The organism is Ramlibacter sp. GS1-15, from assembly GCF_057785015.1.
On sequence record NZ_JBYNTU010000001.1, the window covers coordinates 767240 to 782023 of the forward strand.

Annotated in this window: 12 protein-coding genes and 3 tRNA genes; 8 read left to right on the top strand and 7 right to left on the bottom strand. The window is 68.6% G+C overall.

Annotated elements, in window-relative coordinates; all coding sequences use genetic code 11:
- Positions 1–21 precede the first annotated feature (21 nt).
- The 4 genes from AC3EF3_RS03790 (at position 22) to AC3EF3_RS03805 (ending at position 844) form a co-directional block, all read left to right on the top strand.
- Positions 22–97, top strand: a tRNA-Ala gene (locus AC3EF3_RS03790).
- A gap of 40 nt (positions 98–137) precedes the next feature.
- Positions 138–213: transfer RNA gene (locus AC3EF3_RS03795), tRNA-Glu, on the top strand.
- Positions 214–259: 46 nt separating this feature from the next.
- Positions 260–336, top strand: a tRNA-Asp gene (locus AC3EF3_RS03800).
- A 58-nt stretch (positions 337–394) separates the two neighbouring features.
- Positions 395–844 carry an HAD domain-containing protein gene (locus AC3EF3_RS03805; RefSeq protein ID WP_488530823.1) on the top strand — a complete coding sequence of 150 codons (450 nt, stop codon included), beginning with the start codon at positions 395–397 and terminating at the stop codon, positions 842–844.
- Positions 845–851: 7 nt separating this feature from the next.
- On the opposite strand, the gene panC is transcribed toward AC3EF3_RS03805, so the two are convergent.
- The 7 genes from panC to AC3EF3_RS03840 form a co-directional block, all read right to left on the bottom strand.
- The gene (panC, locus tag AC3EF3_RS03810) at positions 852–1673 is read right to left on the bottom strand and encodes a pantoate--beta-alanine ligase (RefSeq protein WP_488530824.1); all 822 of its coding nucleotides are present in this window, start codon (positions 1671–1673) and stop codon (positions 852–854) included.
- 3 nt (positions 1674–1676) lie between these two features.
- Positions 1677–2480 carry a 3-methyl-2-oxobutanoate hydroxymethyltransferase gene (gene panB / locus AC3EF3_RS03815; RefSeq protein ID WP_488530825.1) on the bottom strand — a complete coding sequence of 268 codons (804 nt, stop codon included), beginning with the start codon at positions 2478–2480 and terminating at the stop codon, positions 1677–1679.
- Positions 2477–2863 carry an aspartate 1-decarboxylase gene (gene panD / locus AC3EF3_RS03820; protein ID WP_488530826.1) on the bottom strand — a complete coding sequence of 129 codons (387 nt, stop codon included), beginning with the start codon at positions 2861–2863 and terminating at the stop codon, positions 2477–2479. The genes panB and panD overlap by 4 nt, the downstream gene beginning before the upstream one ends.
- Before the next feature lie 145 nt (positions 2864–3008).
- Entirely contained in the window at positions 3009–5375 is a 2367-nt protein-coding gene (locus AC3EF3_RS03825) for a hypothetical protein (RefSeq protein ID WP_488530827.1), read from the bottom strand.
- A 145-nt stretch (positions 5376–5520) separates the two neighbouring features.
- The gene (locus tag AC3EF3_RS03830) at positions 5521–6381 is read right to left on the bottom strand and encodes a pirin family protein (protein WP_488530828.1); all 861 of its coding nucleotides are present in this window, start codon (positions 6379–6381) and stop codon (positions 5521–5523) included.
- Positions 6382–6394: 13 nt separating this feature from the next.
- A complete protein-coding gene (locus AC3EF3_RS03835; protein WP_488530829.1) occupies positions 6395–6823 on the bottom strand; it encodes a DoxX family protein in 429 nt (142 codons plus the stop codon).
- A 125-nt stretch (positions 6824–6948) separates the two neighbouring features.
- Complete coding sequence (locus AC3EF3_RS03840) at positions 6949–7854, bottom strand: LysR family transcriptional regulator (RefSeq protein ID WP_488530830.1); 906 nt, start codon at positions 7852–7854, stop codon at positions 6949–6951.
- 83 nt (positions 7855–7937) lie between these two features.
- On the opposite strand from AC3EF3_RS03840, the gene AC3EF3_RS03845 reads away from it, so the two are divergent.
- From AC3EF3_RS03845 to AC3EF3_RS03860, 4 genes are all read left to right on the top strand, one after another.
- Positions 7938–8762 carry an alpha/beta hydrolase gene (locus AC3EF3_RS03845; RefSeq protein ID WP_488530831.1) on the top strand — a complete coding sequence of 275 codons (825 nt, stop codon included), beginning with the start codon at positions 7938–7940 and terminating at the stop codon, positions 8760–8762.
- A 125-nt stretch (positions 8763–8887) separates the two neighbouring features.
- The gene (locus AC3EF3_RS03850) at positions 8888–10111 is read left to right on the top strand and encodes an efflux RND transporter periplasmic adaptor subunit (protein WP_488530832.1); all 1224 of its coding nucleotides are present in this window, start codon (positions 8888–8890) and stop codon (positions 10109–10111) included.
- On the top strand, positions 10108–13350 hold the full coding sequence (locus AC3EF3_RS03855) for an efflux RND transporter permease subunit (RefSeq protein ID WP_488530833.1): 3243 nt from the start codon (positions 10108–10110) through the stop codon (positions 13348–13350). Before AC3EF3_RS03850 ends, AC3EF3_RS03855 begins: the two co-directional genes overlap by 4 nt.
- Positions 13347–14747: an efflux transporter outer membrane subunit gene (locus tag AC3EF3_RS03860; RefSeq protein WP_488530834.1), complete on the top strand. Its 1401-nt coding sequence runs from the start codon at positions 13347–13349 to the stop codon at positions 14745–14747. The genes AC3EF3_RS03855 and AC3EF3_RS03860 overlap by 4 nt, the downstream gene beginning before the upstream one ends.
- The last annotated feature ends 37 nt before the right edge of the window (positions 14748–14784 follow it).

Here is a 14784-nt window from a genome sequence, read left to right on the forward strand (position 1 = left end):
TCACGGGCTCGACACCCGAGAGGGGGTATAGCTCAGCTGGGAGAGCGCTTGCATGGCATGCAAGAGGTCAGCGGTTCGATCCCGCTTACCTCCACCAAGGAAGTCGAGCAGAGAAGTAACAATCTCGTCCAGGTTTTGACCCTATCGTCTAGAGGCCTAGGACATCACCCTTTCACGGTGAGTACCGGGGTTCGAATCCCCGTAGGGTCGCCAAGTTTTGCAGCACTTGGCTCGCAAGAGCGAAAAGTTGCACCGACGCGGAGTGGTAGTTCAGTCGGTTAGAATACCGGCCTGTCACGCCGGGGGTCGCGGGTTCGAGTCCCGTCCACTCCGCCAGAGGATATCGAAGGGGCTGGTCCGCAAGGGCCAGCCCTTTTCTTTTCGGAGCGAAGAAGTGGACGAAAGCGGTTTCACCAGGCTTCTCTTCCTCGACTTTGATGGCGTTCTTCATCCTGCGGGGGGCGAGGCGGGAGAGGTACTGCCGTTCTGCTGGGTCCCCCAACTCGCCGACGAACTGGCGTCCCACCTCGATGTCGGCCTGGTGATCCACTCCTCGTGGATCGACGCGCACACGGTCGAGGACATGCGCGAGCTCCTCGGGCCCCTGGGACCGCGGCTCATCGGAAAGGTAGGTCCCGGCGAGAAGTCGCCGGCGGTCCTTTCGTTCGTGCACGAGTGCCCGAATCTGCCCTGGTTGGTGATCGATGACGACCCCACCCGGTTCGGTCCCGGGTTTCCCGGCTCGGTGTTGATGTGCGACCCGAGCACCGGCCTGTCCGATCCGGAGATCAGGCGGCACCTGCGCGAGTGGCTGAATGAGTCACGCCCGGGTCCGCAAGATTGAAGCCGTTTCAGAACTCCAGGTTGTCGATCAGCCGCGTCGCTCCGAGCCGGGCGGCACCCAGGGCGACGAGCGCATCGCGCGGCGCGGGCGGCTGCAGGTCGGCGCGCCGGCGCACCACCATGTAGTCGGGCGACCAGCCGCGCGCGGCCAGCGACTGCATGGCGTGATGCTCGACGTCCGCGATCGGCGTGCCCGCGCGCACTTCTTCGCCCATGCGCTTCAGGGCGCGCGACAGCGCCACGGCTTCCTCGCGTTCCTCCCGCGTGAGATAGCCGTTGCGTGACGACAGCGCGAGCCCGTCGTCGGCGCGCGTCGTCTCGCCCGCCACGATCTCGATAGGCATCGCGAACTGCCGGACCATGCGGCGGATCACCATCAGCTGCTGGTAGTCCTTCTTGCCGAAGACGGCGACGCGCGGCTGCACGCACTGGAAGAGCTTCATCACGACCGTGCAGACGCCGGTGAAGAAGCCCGGGCGGAACTGGCCTTCCAGGATGTCGGCCAGCGCCGGATCGGGCTGCACCTTGTACGCCTGCGGCTCGGGATAGAGATCCGCTTCGCCCGGTGCGAACAGCAGGTCGCAGCCCGCCGCCTCGAGCTTCGCCGCGTCGGACTGGAGCGTGCGCGGGTACTGGTCGAAGTCCTCGTGCGGCAGAAACTGCAGGCGGTTGACGAAGATGCTGGCGACCGTGACGTCGCCCAGCGGCTTCGCCTTCGTCACCAGGGCGATGTGGCCCTCGTGCAGGTTGCCCATCGTGGGCACGAACGCGGGGGCACGGTGCGGCGCGAGGGCCTCGCGAAGTTCGGGCAGGGTGTGGACGATGCGCATGACTCAATACGTGTGGAGTGCGGGGTCGGGAAAGGTCCGGTCCTTCACCGCTTCGACGAAGCGGCGGACGGCCTGGGGAATGCTGCCTGCGTCCTGCATGAAGTCGCGCACGAAACGGGCGGGCTTCTCGACGAGGCCGAGTGCGTCGTGCAGCACCAGCACCTGGCCGCTGCAGCCGGGCCCGGCGCCGATCCCGATCACGGGGACCGGCAATTCCTTCGTGATCGAGGCCGCCGGCGCGGAGGGCATCAGCTCGAGCACCAGCATCGCGGCGCCCGCATCGGCCAGCGCCCGCGCGTGTTCCTTCAACACCGCCGCCGCTTCGTCGCCGCGCCCCTGCACGCGCCAGCCGCCCAGTGCGTGCACCGACTGCGGCGTGAGGCCCAGGTGCCCGCACACCGGGATGCCGCGTTCGGCGAGGAAGCGCACGGTGTCGGCCGTCCAGCCGCCGCCTTCGAGCTTGACCATGTGGGCGCCCGCCTGCATCAGCGCCGCCGAACTGCGCAGCGCCTGCTCCCTGGACTCCTGGTAGCTCGCGAAAGGCAGATCGCCGATGATCCAGGCCGTGCGGTTGCCGCGCGCGACGCAGCGCACGTGATAAACCATTTCCTCGAGCGTGACGGGCACCGTGCTGGCGTGGCCCTGCAGCACCATGCCGAGCGAGTCGCCGACCAGGATGCAATCGACCCCGGCCTCGTCGAGCACGCGCGCGAAGGTCGCGTCGTAGGCCGTGAGCATCGTGATCGGCTCGCCCTCCGCATGCATGGCACGCAGGCGCTGCAGCGTGACCGGCTTGCGCGCGTTCATGACGAGAGCTGCTGCACCGGCACGAAATTGCGTGCGTCGATCTCGCGGTTCGCCTCATCGACGAACACCAGCTTCGGCTTGAATTTCCCCACCTGGTCTTCGTGCACCTGCGCGAAGGCGGCGATGATGATGAGATCACCCACGGCGGCGCGCCGCGCGGCGGAGCCGTTCACCGAGATCATGCCGGTGCCGCGCTGTCCCTTGATCGCGTAGGTGACGAAGCGCTCGCCGTTGTCGATGTTCCAGATGTGGACCTGCTCGTTCTCGGCGATGCCCGCGGCATCGAGCAGGTCCTCGTCGATGGCGCACGAGCCTTCGTAGTGCAGTTCGCACTGGGTCACCGTCACGCGGTGGATCTTGGATTTCAGCAAGGTTCGGAACACGGCCTTCTCCCAGAAAAAGGACCGCGCATTGTGGCGGCGCAAGCTGCCGGTACTTGCCCGTACTACCGACCGTTCGGTTGAGGCCCGAAAAAAAAAGATGGCCCTTGCGGGCCATCCTTTTCATCGGTTGCGCGTGGGCGCCAGGTCAGCGGCGCATCCCGGCGATGGCGACCGCAGCTCCGCCGGCGGCCGGCGTGAACGTTCCGCTGGCCGCGCCGGTGAGGAAGTTGAGCGTGCCGGTCGCGGTGCCGTCGACGTCGGCGTACGTGAACGCGCCGGTCGCCGGATTCAGCGTCACCGTGCAGGCGAAGGTCGTGTTGGTCGCGTTGTCCCGGCAGGTGATCAGGCCCCGGGCGTTGATGGCGATCGTCGTCCCGCTGGAGATGATGTCGGAGGTGTCGGACACCGACCAGTTGCCCGCGTAGGAAGACTGCGTGAGCGCCAGCGGCACGTCGGGGTCCTGGCTGAGAACGCCCAGCTTCGCCAGCAGGGCATCCATCGCCGGCCGGTTCAGGCGGGCCTGGTTGGCGACCGTGGGCTTGTTCTTGTAGCCGTAGTACACCCGGCCGCCACGTTCGACGAACACGCGCTCCCAGGGCTGGGCCGCGAGCTGCGCGGGCAGCGACGTGAAGCTCAAGGTGCGCGTGTCACCCAGGGAGGCGATGGTGTAGGTGCCGGTGCCGATCGGGGTGCAGTTGCGCGTCGAGCCGTCGGTGGAGCGCTGGCGGCAGCTGTAGTACTTGACGGCGTTGTTGGCGGCGAAGGACACCCCGATCGACGTGTTGGTCGTGTAGTAAGACGTCTGGTACGGGCCGGTCGCGCCGTTACCGACGGGCGCCGTGCCCACGACGCCGAGTTCCACCACCGAGTTGCCCCACCATTCGTTGGGAGTGCCGCTGTTCACCGAGATCTGGGTGCCCGGTGCCGAGTAGACCGTCATGCTGTTCGCGCCGTAGACGCAGGGCGTTCCGCCATTGACGGCGATCAGCTGTTCCAGCGTGGTGGTGGGCGTGGTGTAGCTGGCCAGAGGCGTGCTGGGCGTGATCGACGCGCAAGCCGTGGAGTCGCCGGCCGCAACGAGGGCGGTGACCGACACGTCCGTGTTGCCGATACCCGGGTAGTACGCCACCGCGTTGGTCAGCGGCGTGGACGTCTGGTAGATCAGCTTCGAGTTGGCCGGGAACGTGGCGCTGCCCAGCACGGTGCTCGCATTCGCGATGAACAGGTTGGCGTAGCCGGCGGTGGTGGCCTGGTTGTACACGTCGATCATCGACTTGCCCGAAACGTCGAAGGCGGCGCGGTTGCTGCGGCCGGTCTCCAACTTGTCGCAGTAATCGTAGGTGGAGTTGCCCTGCGCATCAGGCACCGAGGAAACGTTCTCGCCGTTGAAGCCGCAGTTCACCCAGGCGGAGCCGTTCCAGTGCAGGTCCGACTGCCGGTTGGGCAGCGAGCCGGTGTTCCACTTCTGGTAGTTGGCGGCGTTGCCGTCCACGGTCCTGGCGCGGCGGTCCACGTAGCGCAGGTTGCCCGACGAATCGGGCGTGTTCTGTGCCGCCGTCTGCGTGAAGATGCGCACGATCCAGTCGGTCGCGCTGTTGAATGTCAGCGAGCGCAGGCTGGCGCTCGAGGCCGGCGTGCTGGAGGTCGTCGAGCCCGACGTCGCCTGGTTGTTGATCGCGACGACCGTCGTGACGGTGCTGGTGGTGATGCCCGAGGTGCCCAGCAGCGAAGTGGCCAGGGTGGTCATCGCGGTGGTCGTCGCCGAGGGGCTCGTCGCCGCCTGCACGGTCGAATCGGTCACGGCGGCCACCAGCGCGGGCAGGATCTCCACCATCTTCTGCTGGATCGCCGTGTTCAGTGCCGTCTGGGTGATGAGGCTGCCATCGATGGCCGTCGTGCCGACGGCGCCGGCGAGCGTGGTCGCCTGCTGCTGCGTGGCCACGACCACCATGCGGGCTACGGTCGACGCCAGCTGGCTGTCGGTGGTGGTGCTCTTGGTGAAGTCGTCGAAGAGCGAGACGTTCACGCCGATCTGCGTCTTCAGCGCGGTCTCGGCGTCCGTGCTGGTGCTGCCGGTGGTTTCCACCATGGACTGCACCAGCGTCGTGAGCGGGCTGACGACGGCGGTCTTGTCGGCTGGCGCCTTGAGCGTGAAGGGCGTCGTGACCGGGCCATTGACCTGGTCGACCGCATCGGTGCCGACCACCGCCACGATCGGGTATTTGCCCGCATCGGCGGGGTCCACCTGCAGGCTGACGTTGCCGCTGGCATTGGTCTTGCCGGAAGGCTCACTGCTGTCGCAGGCGCCGTTCAGGTTCTTGTCCAGGCAGACGATCGCGTTGGCGATCGGGCCGTCGACCACCGTGACGGGCACGCTGACCGTCGTCGGGCCCGCCGGTGTGCCCGGTGTGCTGGGCGTGGAAGGCGTGCCGCCGGTGAGGCCGGGAGCCGCGTCCCCGCCGCCCCCGCAGCCCGTGACGTTGAGCAACAGGGCGCTGGCAAGCGCTCCCATTGCAAAGACCTTGTGTACTCGCATGGATCCCTCTCTCCGGTTTGGAAACCGATACTGCATCGGCGGGGCAAGCGTAGTTACACAAGTAACAAGATGCTATCGCGAGTCCGCGTGATGGACACCTCCAGGAAATCGTGCTACCGGATCAGATGCGGCCTTCGGCCCGCAGCTGCTCGCCGATGCGCGCGATCCCGGCCTCGCCGGTGGCCAGCGCCTCGGGACTGGTGTGCACGGAATACGCACCGAGCACCAGCGGGTAAGGGTGTTTCACGGCGGAGCCGACGACGAAGCCGGTGTCGGACTCGGCGACGAAATCGATCGGCGCATCGCATTCCTGGAAGACGGCCAGCGTCCGCGCGAGCGCGTGGCCCGAGGCGCGCACCGATCCGTCGAAGCCGTAGGCCCACGCCACCGTGTGGCCGGGCGTCGGGGTGAACGTCCAGCGCTGGCCCTTCTTCAGTTCGACGTACAGGTACACGGCCGAACCCGGCGATGCGATCGGGCTGAATGCGCCGCCGTAGCGGCCAAGCAGCACGCGTGCCGGCCCCACGCGCGGCACATCGGCGGAAGCGACGTATTGCGCTTCGGGCGGTGCATTCTCGAAGCGCGGCGGCATCGCCATCCACAGCTGCAGGCCTCGGCCCGGCTGCGTGCCGACCAGGTGGCCGGTGTGCCAGGCGCCGCCGGAGGCGCGCATCCATTCGAGGCCGCCGGCCTCCAGCACGCCCGCCTGGCCGATCGTGTCCTCGTAGGCGAGCTGCCCCTGGAGCAACAGCGTGAGCGTGGCGATGCCCGAGTGCGGATGCAGGCCGAACATCGGCGCGGCGGACGGCTCGATCTCGAAGCGGTCGAGGAACACGAAGGGCTTGAGCGCTTCGCCCAGGTCCGAGGGGCTCACGAGCCGCACGATCGGCCCGTGCTGCCGCCCGCGGGTGGCGTGGACGACGGCGCGCTCGACATCCTCGAGGGCCTGCCGCTCTTCGCGTGTGCGCAATACGGCGTTCATGATGCGCGACCTCTCATGCGGTACGCACCCGCGTGGGCACGGTCCGGCGCTGGTCGACGCTGAATCCACCCGCGCCGAAGGCCACCACGTGCAGCAGGCCGCCAGCGATCGCCAGGTTCTTCATGAACATGATCATCTGGATCTGGTCGGCGAAGTTGTTGTGGAAGAGGACGCCGGCCACGACCGTGAAGGCGGCGAGCACCAGCGCCGCCAGGCGCGTGCGATAGCCCAGGAGCAGCATCACGCCGCCGCCCAGCTCGACGAGGACGGCGACCGCATAGGCGGCCAGCGGCAGCGGCGCGCCGACGGAGGCGATGTAGGCCTGCGTCGCGGCGGGCTCGGCCAGCTTGCCCAAGCCGCTGGCGATGAAGATCGCGGCAAGAAGGAGGCGGCTGGCCAGGGGCAGCCATGCGGGAAAAGAGCGGGTCGCGGTCGTATTCATGGTGTGGTGATCAGGAGGGTTGAACGATCACCGTCACTCTACGCAGGACACCGAGCGGGAAAAAGCCGTCTGCGCGCGACATGCCGTCCCGCCGCGCGGGACAATCGCCCACGCTCAACGCTCAGTCAGATATGCGGGTGCTTGCCGAACAGCTCGGCCGCCCAGTCCACGAAGGCGCGCGTCTTGGCGCTCAGGTGCCGGTTGGGCGGGTAGACCACGTGCAGCGGCACGGGCGGGTGCTTCCACCCGGGCAGCAGTTGCACGAGCTCGCCGCTTTCGAGGTGCGGCTGCGCGGCGAAGCGCGCCGTCTGCGCGATGCCCAGGCCCGCCAGCGTCGCGGCGAGGTGCGCGTTGCCGTCGTTCACCGTCACGCGCCGGGCCGCCATGAACTCGACGCGCTCGCCGCCGTTCTCGAAGATCTCGGGGAACAGCTGGCCGGTGCGGGGCGACACGAAGGCGATCATCGTGTGCTTGTCCTCGATCTCCTGCGGGTGCGCGGGCGTGCCATGACGTGCGAGGTAGGCGGGCGTGGCCACGGTGACGAGTTCGATGTTGGCGATGCGGCGCGCGACCAGCGTCTGCTCGGTGATGGTGCCGCCGCGGATCACGCAATCGACGTTCTCGCCGACCAGGTCCACCGGCCGGTCGCCCACGCCCAGCGCCAGCTGGATGTCCGGATAGCGCGCGAAGAAATCGGGCAGGGCCGGGATGACGATGAGGCGCGCGATGCTCGAGCCGATGTCGATGCGCAGCTGCCCGCTCGGGCTGGCTTGCGCGTTGGTCATGCTGGCCTCGATGTCGTCCAGGTCGTTCAGCACGCGCGAGGTGCGCTCGTAATAGGCGGCGCCTTCGGGCGTGACCGTCACGCGCCGCGTGGTCCGGTTGAGCAGCTTCACGCGCAGGCGCTCCTCCAGGCGCTGCACGAGCTTGGTCACCGTGCCCTTGGGCAACGCGAGCGAAGCCGCGGCTTTCGTGAAGCTGCCGGCTTCGACCACGCGGGCGAACACGCGCATCGACTGAATCTGGTCCATGGGCGCGATTGTTCCCGGAATGGAAACAGAGAACTGGCAGCTGGGCCCTTTATCCGCATGCGACGCGTGCCTATATTCCACGCATGCCAGTCCGCGCAGAGCCCTCCATTGCCGACACCCTGATCGAATTCAAGGGTGGCGCGCCGGTGCGTGCGCGCATCCACGGCAAGCGCCGCGCTGGTGCGGCCACGCCGCTGGTGGTGCATTTCCACGGCGGCGCCTTCGTGAGTGGCGATCTCGACAGCGGCGAATGCATGGCAAGGCTTTTGGTCGAGGCGGGCGCCGTCGTGGTGTCGGTCGCGTATCCGCTCGCGCCCGAGCATCGCTTCCCCGAAGCGGTGGAGGCCGGTTATGCCGCACTGGAGTGGACCTACAAGCAGCGCACCAAGCTCGCGGGGCAGGGCGCGCGCGTTTACCTCGCGGGTGACGAGGCCGGCGGCAATCTCGCGGCGGCGATCGCGCTGATCGCCCGCGACCGTGCGCATCCGCCGCTCGCGGGCCAGATCCTCGTCGCGCCCATGCTCGATCCGTGCGTGGGCACGGCGTCGCTGCGCGAATCGATGGAATGCGCCACCGGCTGCAAATGGGCCGAAGGCTGGCAGCAGTACCTGCGCGGCCCCATGGATGCCGAGCATCCCTACGCCGTGCCCGGCAAGGCGACGCGTCTGGTGGGCCTGCCGCCCGCGCTGGTGCTCAGCGGCCACGACGACCCGATGCGCGACGAAGCGGTCGCTTACGCCGCACGACTGCGCGACGCCGGCATCCCCGTCACCACCGACGTGCTGCCCGACACCACCGGCTGGCCTGAATCGCTGACCGAGCCGCCGCCCGCGGAATGTCCGTGCGCCACGGCGGTGCGCGAACACCTGCGCTCGTTCTTTTACCCCGCGACACCACCGCCGACTTGAGGCTCCTGTCGAAAACGCGGCGCTTCGACCGTCATTGTCCGTAGGCGGCCACGAGCCGCTCCACCCACCTTCGCACCCGGTGACCGCATCGGGGAGGACCCGTTTTTCTCGAAAAGGAAGAAACCATGACCACCGACAACAACAAGAAGCTTCCCCGCGACCGGCGCCTGTGGGCCTCGGTCGGCGTGCTCACCACGATCGGCGCGATCGCTGCGGCCGTCGTCGGCCTCGCGGGGCCGAAGGCGCAGGCCACGGCCAACCAGCAGCCGCAGGCCGTGCCCGTCTCCGTCGCGGCCGTGCAGGAGCGGGAGGTGACGCTGTGGGACGAGTTCTCCGGGCGCCTCGAAGCCGTCGAGCGCGTCGAGGTGCGCTCGCGCGTGGCCGGCCAGGTGCAGGCGGCGCATTTCCGCGAAGGCATGCTGGTGAAGAAGGGCGACCTGCTGATCACGATCGACCCGGCGCCGTATGCCGCGGAAGTCGCGCGGGCCGAGGCGCAGGTGGCCGCCGCGCAGGCGCGCGCCACGCACGCGCAAAGCGACCACGCGCGCGCCCAGCGGCTGCTGGACGACAAGGCCATCTCGCAGCGCGAGTACGACGACCGCCTGAACGGCATGCGCGAGGCCGACGCCAACCTGCGCGCCGCGCAGGCGCAGCTCGAGCAGGCGAAGTTGAACCTGGGCTACACGCAGGTGCGCGCGCCGATCAACGGACGCGTGGGCAAGCTCGAGATCACCACGGGCAACCTGGTGGCCGCCGGCCCCGGCGCGCCGGTGCTGACGACGCTCGTTTCCGTGAGCCCGATCTACGCCAGCTTCGACACCGACGAACAGGTGGTCGTGCGCGCCCTCGGCAACCTGCCCGGCGGCTCCAGCGCCCGCACGCTGATCGGCCGCATCCCCGTGCGCATGGGCACGTCCGCCAGCGACGAGACGCCCTTTCAGGGCCAGCTGCAGTTGATCGACAACCAGGTCGACGTCAAGAGCGGCACGATCCGCGTGCGCGCGGCCTTCGACAACAAGGACGGCACCCTGATCCCCGGCCAGTTCGCGCGCATCCGCATGGGCCAGCCGCAAGCCACGCGCGCGCTGCTGGTGAACGAGCGCGCCATCGGCACCGACCAGAACAAGAAGTTCGTCTGGGTGGTGGGGCCCGACAACAAGACCGAGTACCGCGAGATCCAGCTGGGCGCCAGCGCCGACGGGATGCGCGTCGTGAAGTCGGGCCTGAAGAGCGGCGACCGCATCGTCGTCAACGGCCTGCAGCGCGTGCGCCCCGGCGTGCCCGTGATCCCGCAGCTCGTGGAAATGAACGCCAGGACCTCGCCTTCGACCAAGGTCGCACAACAATGAATCTCTCGAAATTCTTCATCGACCGGCCGATCTTCGCCGGCGTGATCTCGCTGCTCATCTTCATCGCGGGCCTGATCGCGGTGCGTGGGCTGCCGATCTCGGAATACCCCGAGGTGGTGCCGCCGTCCATCGTCGTGCGCGCCAACTACCCGGGCGCGAACCCCAAGGTGATCGCCGAAACCGTGGCCACGCCGCTGGAAGAAGCGATCAACGGCGTCGAAGGCATGCTCTACATGAGCAGCCAGGCCACTACCGACGGCCTGATGACGCTCAACGTCACCTTCAAGCTCGGCACCGACCCGGACAAGGCGCAGCAGCTGGTGCAGAACCGCGTGGCGCAGGCCGAGGCGCGCCTGCCCGAGGAAGTGCGGCGGCTGGGCCTGTCCACGGTGAAGGCGTCCAGCGACATCACGATCGTGGTGCACCTGCTGTCGCCCAACAACCGCTACGACATGACGTACCTGCGCAACTACGCGCTGCTGAACGTCAAGGACCGCTTGACGCGCGTGCAAGGCGTGGGCGACGTGCAGATCTTCGGCGCCGGCGACTACGCCATGCGCGTGTGGCTCGACCCGCAGAAGGTCGCGCAGCGCGGCCTCTCGGCCGGCGACGTGACCCGTGCGATCCGCGAGCAGAACGTGCAGGCCGCCGCCGGTGTGGTGGGCGCATCGCCGAACGCCAAGGACGTCGACCTGCAGCTGTCGATCAACGCGCAGGGCCGCCTGCAGAACGAAGAGGAGTTCGGCGACATCATCGTCAAGACCGCGCCCGACGGCGCCGTCACGCGCCTGCGCGACGTGGCGCGCATCGAGCTCGGGGCGGCGGGCTATTCGCTGCGCTCCCTGCTGGACAACAAGGAAGCGGTGGGCATCGGCGTCTTCGCCGCGCCCGGATCGAACGCCCTGGCCATCTCCGACGGCGTGCGCGCGGCGATGAAGGACCTGAACGCCTCCATGCCCGAAGGCGTGCAGTACGACATCGTCTACGACCCGACGCAGTTCGTGCGCTCGTCGATCGAGTCGGTGGTCCACACGCTGCTGGAAGCCATCGCGCTGGTGGTGCTGGTGGTGATCCTGTTCCTGCAGACCTGGCGTGCGTCCATCATCCCGCTGCTGGCCGTGCCGATCTCGGTGGTGGGCACCTTCGGGGTGATGCACGTCTTCGGCTTCTCGATCAACGCGCTGAGCCTGTTCGGCCTGGTGCTGGCCATCGGCATCGTGGTGGACGACGCCATCGTGGTGGTGGAGAACGTCGAGCGCAACATCGAAGGGGGCCTGAGTCCGCGCGACGCCACCTACCGCGCCATGCGCGAGGTGTCCGGGCCGATCATCGCGATCGCGCTGGTGCTGATCGCCGTGTTCGTGCCGCTGGCCTTCATCAGCGGCCTGACGGGCCAGTTCTACCGCCAGTTCGCGCTGACGATCGCGATGTCCACGGTCATCTCGGCGATCAATTCGCTCACGCTGTCGCCCGCGCTGGCCGCGCTGCTGCTCAAGGGCCACGACGAGCCCAAGGACGCGCTCACGCGCTGGATGGACCGCTGGTTCGGCGGCTTCTTCGCCTGGTTCAACGACCGCTTCGGGCGCGCCGGCGTGCGCTACACGCAGGGCGTCACGCGCGCGGTCTCGCGCAAGGGCATGATGCTGGGCGTGTACGCCGCCGTGGCGCTGGCGACCCTGGGCCTGTTCAAGCTGGTGCCGCACGGCTTCGTGCCGGCGCAAGACAAGCAGTACCTGATCGGCTTCGCGCAGCTGCCCGACGGCGCCACGCTCGACCGCACGGAAGACGTGATCCGCCGCATGAGCGACATCACGCTGAAGCAGCCGGGCATCGAGCACGCGGTGGCCTTCCCGGGCCTGTCGATCAACGGCTTCACCAACAGCTCGAACGCGGGCATCGTGTTCGCGACCTTGAAGCCTTTCGAGGAGCGGCGCAGTGCCGACCTGAGCGCGGGCGCGATCGCCGGCCAGCTCAACGCGAAGTACGGCCAGATCCAGGACGCCTTCGTGATCATGTTCCCGCCCCCGCCGGTGCAAGGCCTGGGCACGACCGGCGGCTTCAAGCTGCAGCTGGAAGACCGCGGCTCGCTCGGCTACGAGGCCCTGGACGGCGCGCTGAAGGCCTTCATGACCAAGGCCTACCAGACGCCGGAACTCGCGGGCCTGTTCTCCAGCTTCCAGCTGAACGTGCCGCAGCTCTATGCCGACATCGATCGCACGAAGGCCCGCCAGCTCGGCGTGTCCGTCACGGACGTGTTCGACACGATGCAGACGTATCTCGGCAGCGTGTACGTCAACGACTTCAACAAGTTCGGCCGCACGTACTCCGTGCGGGTGCAGGCGGATGCGCAGTACCGCGCGCGCCCCGGGGACATCGGGCAGCTGAAGGTGCGCTCGGCTTCGGGCGAGATGGTGCCGCTGTCGGCGCTGATGAAGGTGAACCCGAGCTTCGGTCCGGAACGCGCCATGCGTTACAACGGCTATCTCTCGGCCGACATCAACGGCGGCCCGGCACCCGGCTACTCGTCGGGCCAGGCGCAGGACGCCGTCAAGCGCATCGCCGCCGAGACGCTGCCCGCCGGCATCAGCTACGAGTGGACCGAGCTCACCTACCAGGAGATCCTGGCGGGCAACTCCGCGGTGTGGGTGTTCCCGCTGGCGATCCTGCTGGTGTTCCTGGTGCTCGCCGCGCAGTACGAGAGCCTGGCGCTGCCGCTGTCGATCATCCTGATCGTGCCCATGGGCATCTTCGCCGCGATGCTGGGCGTGTGGGTCTCGCGCGGCGACGACAACGTCTTCACGCAGATCGGCCTGATGGTGCTGGTCGGGCTCTCGGCGAAGAACGCGATCCTGATCGTGGAGTTCGCGCGCGAGCTCGAGTTCGCCGGCCGCGCGCCGCTGCAGGCCGCGGTGGAAGCCGCCCGGCTGCGGCTGCGCCCGATCCTGATGACGTCGATGGCCTTCGTGATGGGCGTGCTGCCGCTGGTGCTGAGCACGGGCGCCGGCTCGGAGATGCGCCGTGCCATGGGCGTGGCGGTGTTCGCCGGGATGATCGGCGTGACGGCCTTCGGCCTGTTCCTCACGCCCGTCTTCTACGTCGCGCTGCGCAAGCTCACCGGCAACCGCCCGCTCAAGCTGCACGGCCAGGTGCCGCACCTCGAAGGCTTTGCCCACGCCGATTTCGGCGGCGGCGCCAACGCGCGCGTCGTGCCCGCCGCGCCCCTGAAAGATCACGAATGATGAACAAGAAGATTCCCTTTGCCCCTTCGGTGCTGCTGGCGGCGCTGGTGCTGGCGGGCTGCGCGTCCGTCCCGGATGCGCCCGAACAGCCGCCCGTGCCGGAGAAGTTCCACGAGCAGGCCGAGCGCTGGGTCGCGTCCAGGCCCGCGGAAGTGCAGGACCGCGGCACCTGGTGGAAGTCGTTCAACGACGCCGAGCTCGACGCGCTGGTGGAGCGCGCCGGCGCCTCCAACACGACGATCCGCGAGGCCGCCGCACGCCTGGTGCGGGCGCGCGCGATCGCGCGCAGCGTCGACGCCGACCGTTATCCGCAGCTCGGCGTCGGCGCCGGCGCCGCACGCCAGGCGGGGCTGAACACGGCCAACGGCATGACGCCCGCCACGATGACGCAGGCGGGCGCCAGCCTCTCCTACGAGGTCGACCTGTTCGGGCGACTCGCGAAGGCCAGCTCCGCCGCCTCGCTCGATGCGCAGGCGAGCGCGGCGCTCTTGCAAAGCACGCGCCTGCTGGTGCAGGCTGAGACGGCGCAGACCTATCTGGCGCTGCGTGCCACCGACGCCGAGCGCGCGATCATGCGCGACACCGTCGCCGCCTACGAAGGCACGTTGAACCTCACGCAGCGCCGCCACCAGGCCGGCGACATCGCCGAGCTCGACGTCGCGCGCGTGGAGACGGAACTCGCGGCCACGCAATCGGAGGCGCTGGCGCTCGACCGCCGTCGCGCGGAGCTCGAACACGAGCTCGCGGTATTGGTCGGTGAACCCGCGTCCAACTTCAAGCTCGACGAGCGCGAATGGACCACGGCCTTGCCGCGCATTCCCGCCGGCATTCCGGCGACGGTGCTGGCGCGCCGGCCCGACGTCTCGGCCGCGCAATCGGAGATCCTCGCCGCGCAGGCGCGCGTGGGCTCCGCCAAGGCGGCGTGGTTCCCCAACATCGCGCTCACCGCGAACGGCGGCTATGCCTCGCCCGAGCTAGGCGACCTGTTCAAGTGGTCCGCCCGTGCCTGGAGCGTCGGCGCGCTGCTCTCACTGCCGATCTTCGACGGCGGCCGGCGCGAGGCCGGCGTGCAAAGCGCGCAAGCGCAACTCGAGGGCGCCGCCGCCGCGTACCGCGGCCAGGTGCTCGTCGCCTTCAAGGAAGTGGAGGACCAGCTCTCGGCCCTGCGCCTGCTCGACGAGCAATCGGAAGCGCAAACCCGCGCCGTGAACTTCGCCGCGCGTGCGACGCAGCTTTCCGAATCGCGCTACCGCAACGGGCTGGACAGCCAGCTCGAGTTGCTCGACGCGCGCCGCAGCGAGTTGCGCAATCGGCGGCAGGCCTTGCAGGTGAAGGCGAGCCAGTATCAGGCGACCGTGGGTCTGATCCGCGCGCTGGGTGGCGGCTGGGGCTCTTGACGGTTGGGGGTGGCTGCCGGGCACCGCCTGACGGGAG

What these genes read in the sequence shown, in the direction of transcription:
- panC (WP_488530824.1), bottom strand. Translation starts at nt 1,673, where the DNA reads ATGCGCATCGTCCACACCCTGCCCGAACTTCGCGAGGCCCTCGCGCCG.
- panB (WP_488530825.1), bottom strand. Translation starts at nt 2,480, where the DNA reads ATGAACGCGCGCAAGCCGGTCACGCTGCAGCGCCTGCGTGCCATGCAT.
- AC3EF3_RS03825 (WP_488530827.1), bottom strand. Translation starts at nt 5,375, where the DNA reads ATGGGAGCGCTTGCCAGCGCCCTGTTGCTCAACGTCACGGGCTGCGGG.
- AC3EF3_RS03830 (WP_488530828.1), bottom strand. Translation starts at nt 6,381, where the DNA reads ATGAACGCCGTATTGCGCACACGCGAAGAGCGGCAGGCCCTCGAGGAT.
- AC3EF3_RS03835 (WP_488530829.1), bottom strand. Translation starts at nt 6,823, where the DNA reads ATGAATACGACCGCGACCCGCTCTTTTCCCGCATGGCTGCCCCTGGCC.
- AC3EF3_RS03840 (WP_488530830.1), bottom strand. Translation starts at nt 7,854, where the DNA reads ATGGACCAGATTCAGTCGATGCGCGTGTTCGCCCGCGTGGTCGAAGCC.
- AC3EF3_RS03845 (WP_488530831.1), top strand. Translation starts at nt 7,938, where the DNA reads ATGCCAGTCCGCGCAGAGCCCTCCATTGCCGACACCCTGATCGAATTC.
- AC3EF3_RS03850 (WP_488530832.1), top strand. Translation starts at nt 8,888, where the DNA reads ATGACCACCGACAACAACAAGAAGCTTCCCCGCGACCGGCGCCTGTGG.
- AC3EF3_RS03855 (WP_488530833.1), top strand. Translation starts at nt 10,108, where the DNA reads ATGAATCTCTCGAAATTCTTCATCGACCGGCCGATCTTCGCCGGCGTG.
- AC3EF3_RS03860 (WP_488530834.1), top strand. Translation starts at nt 13,347, where the DNA reads ATGATGAACAAGAAGATTCCCTTTGCCCCTTCGGTGCTGCTGGCGGCG.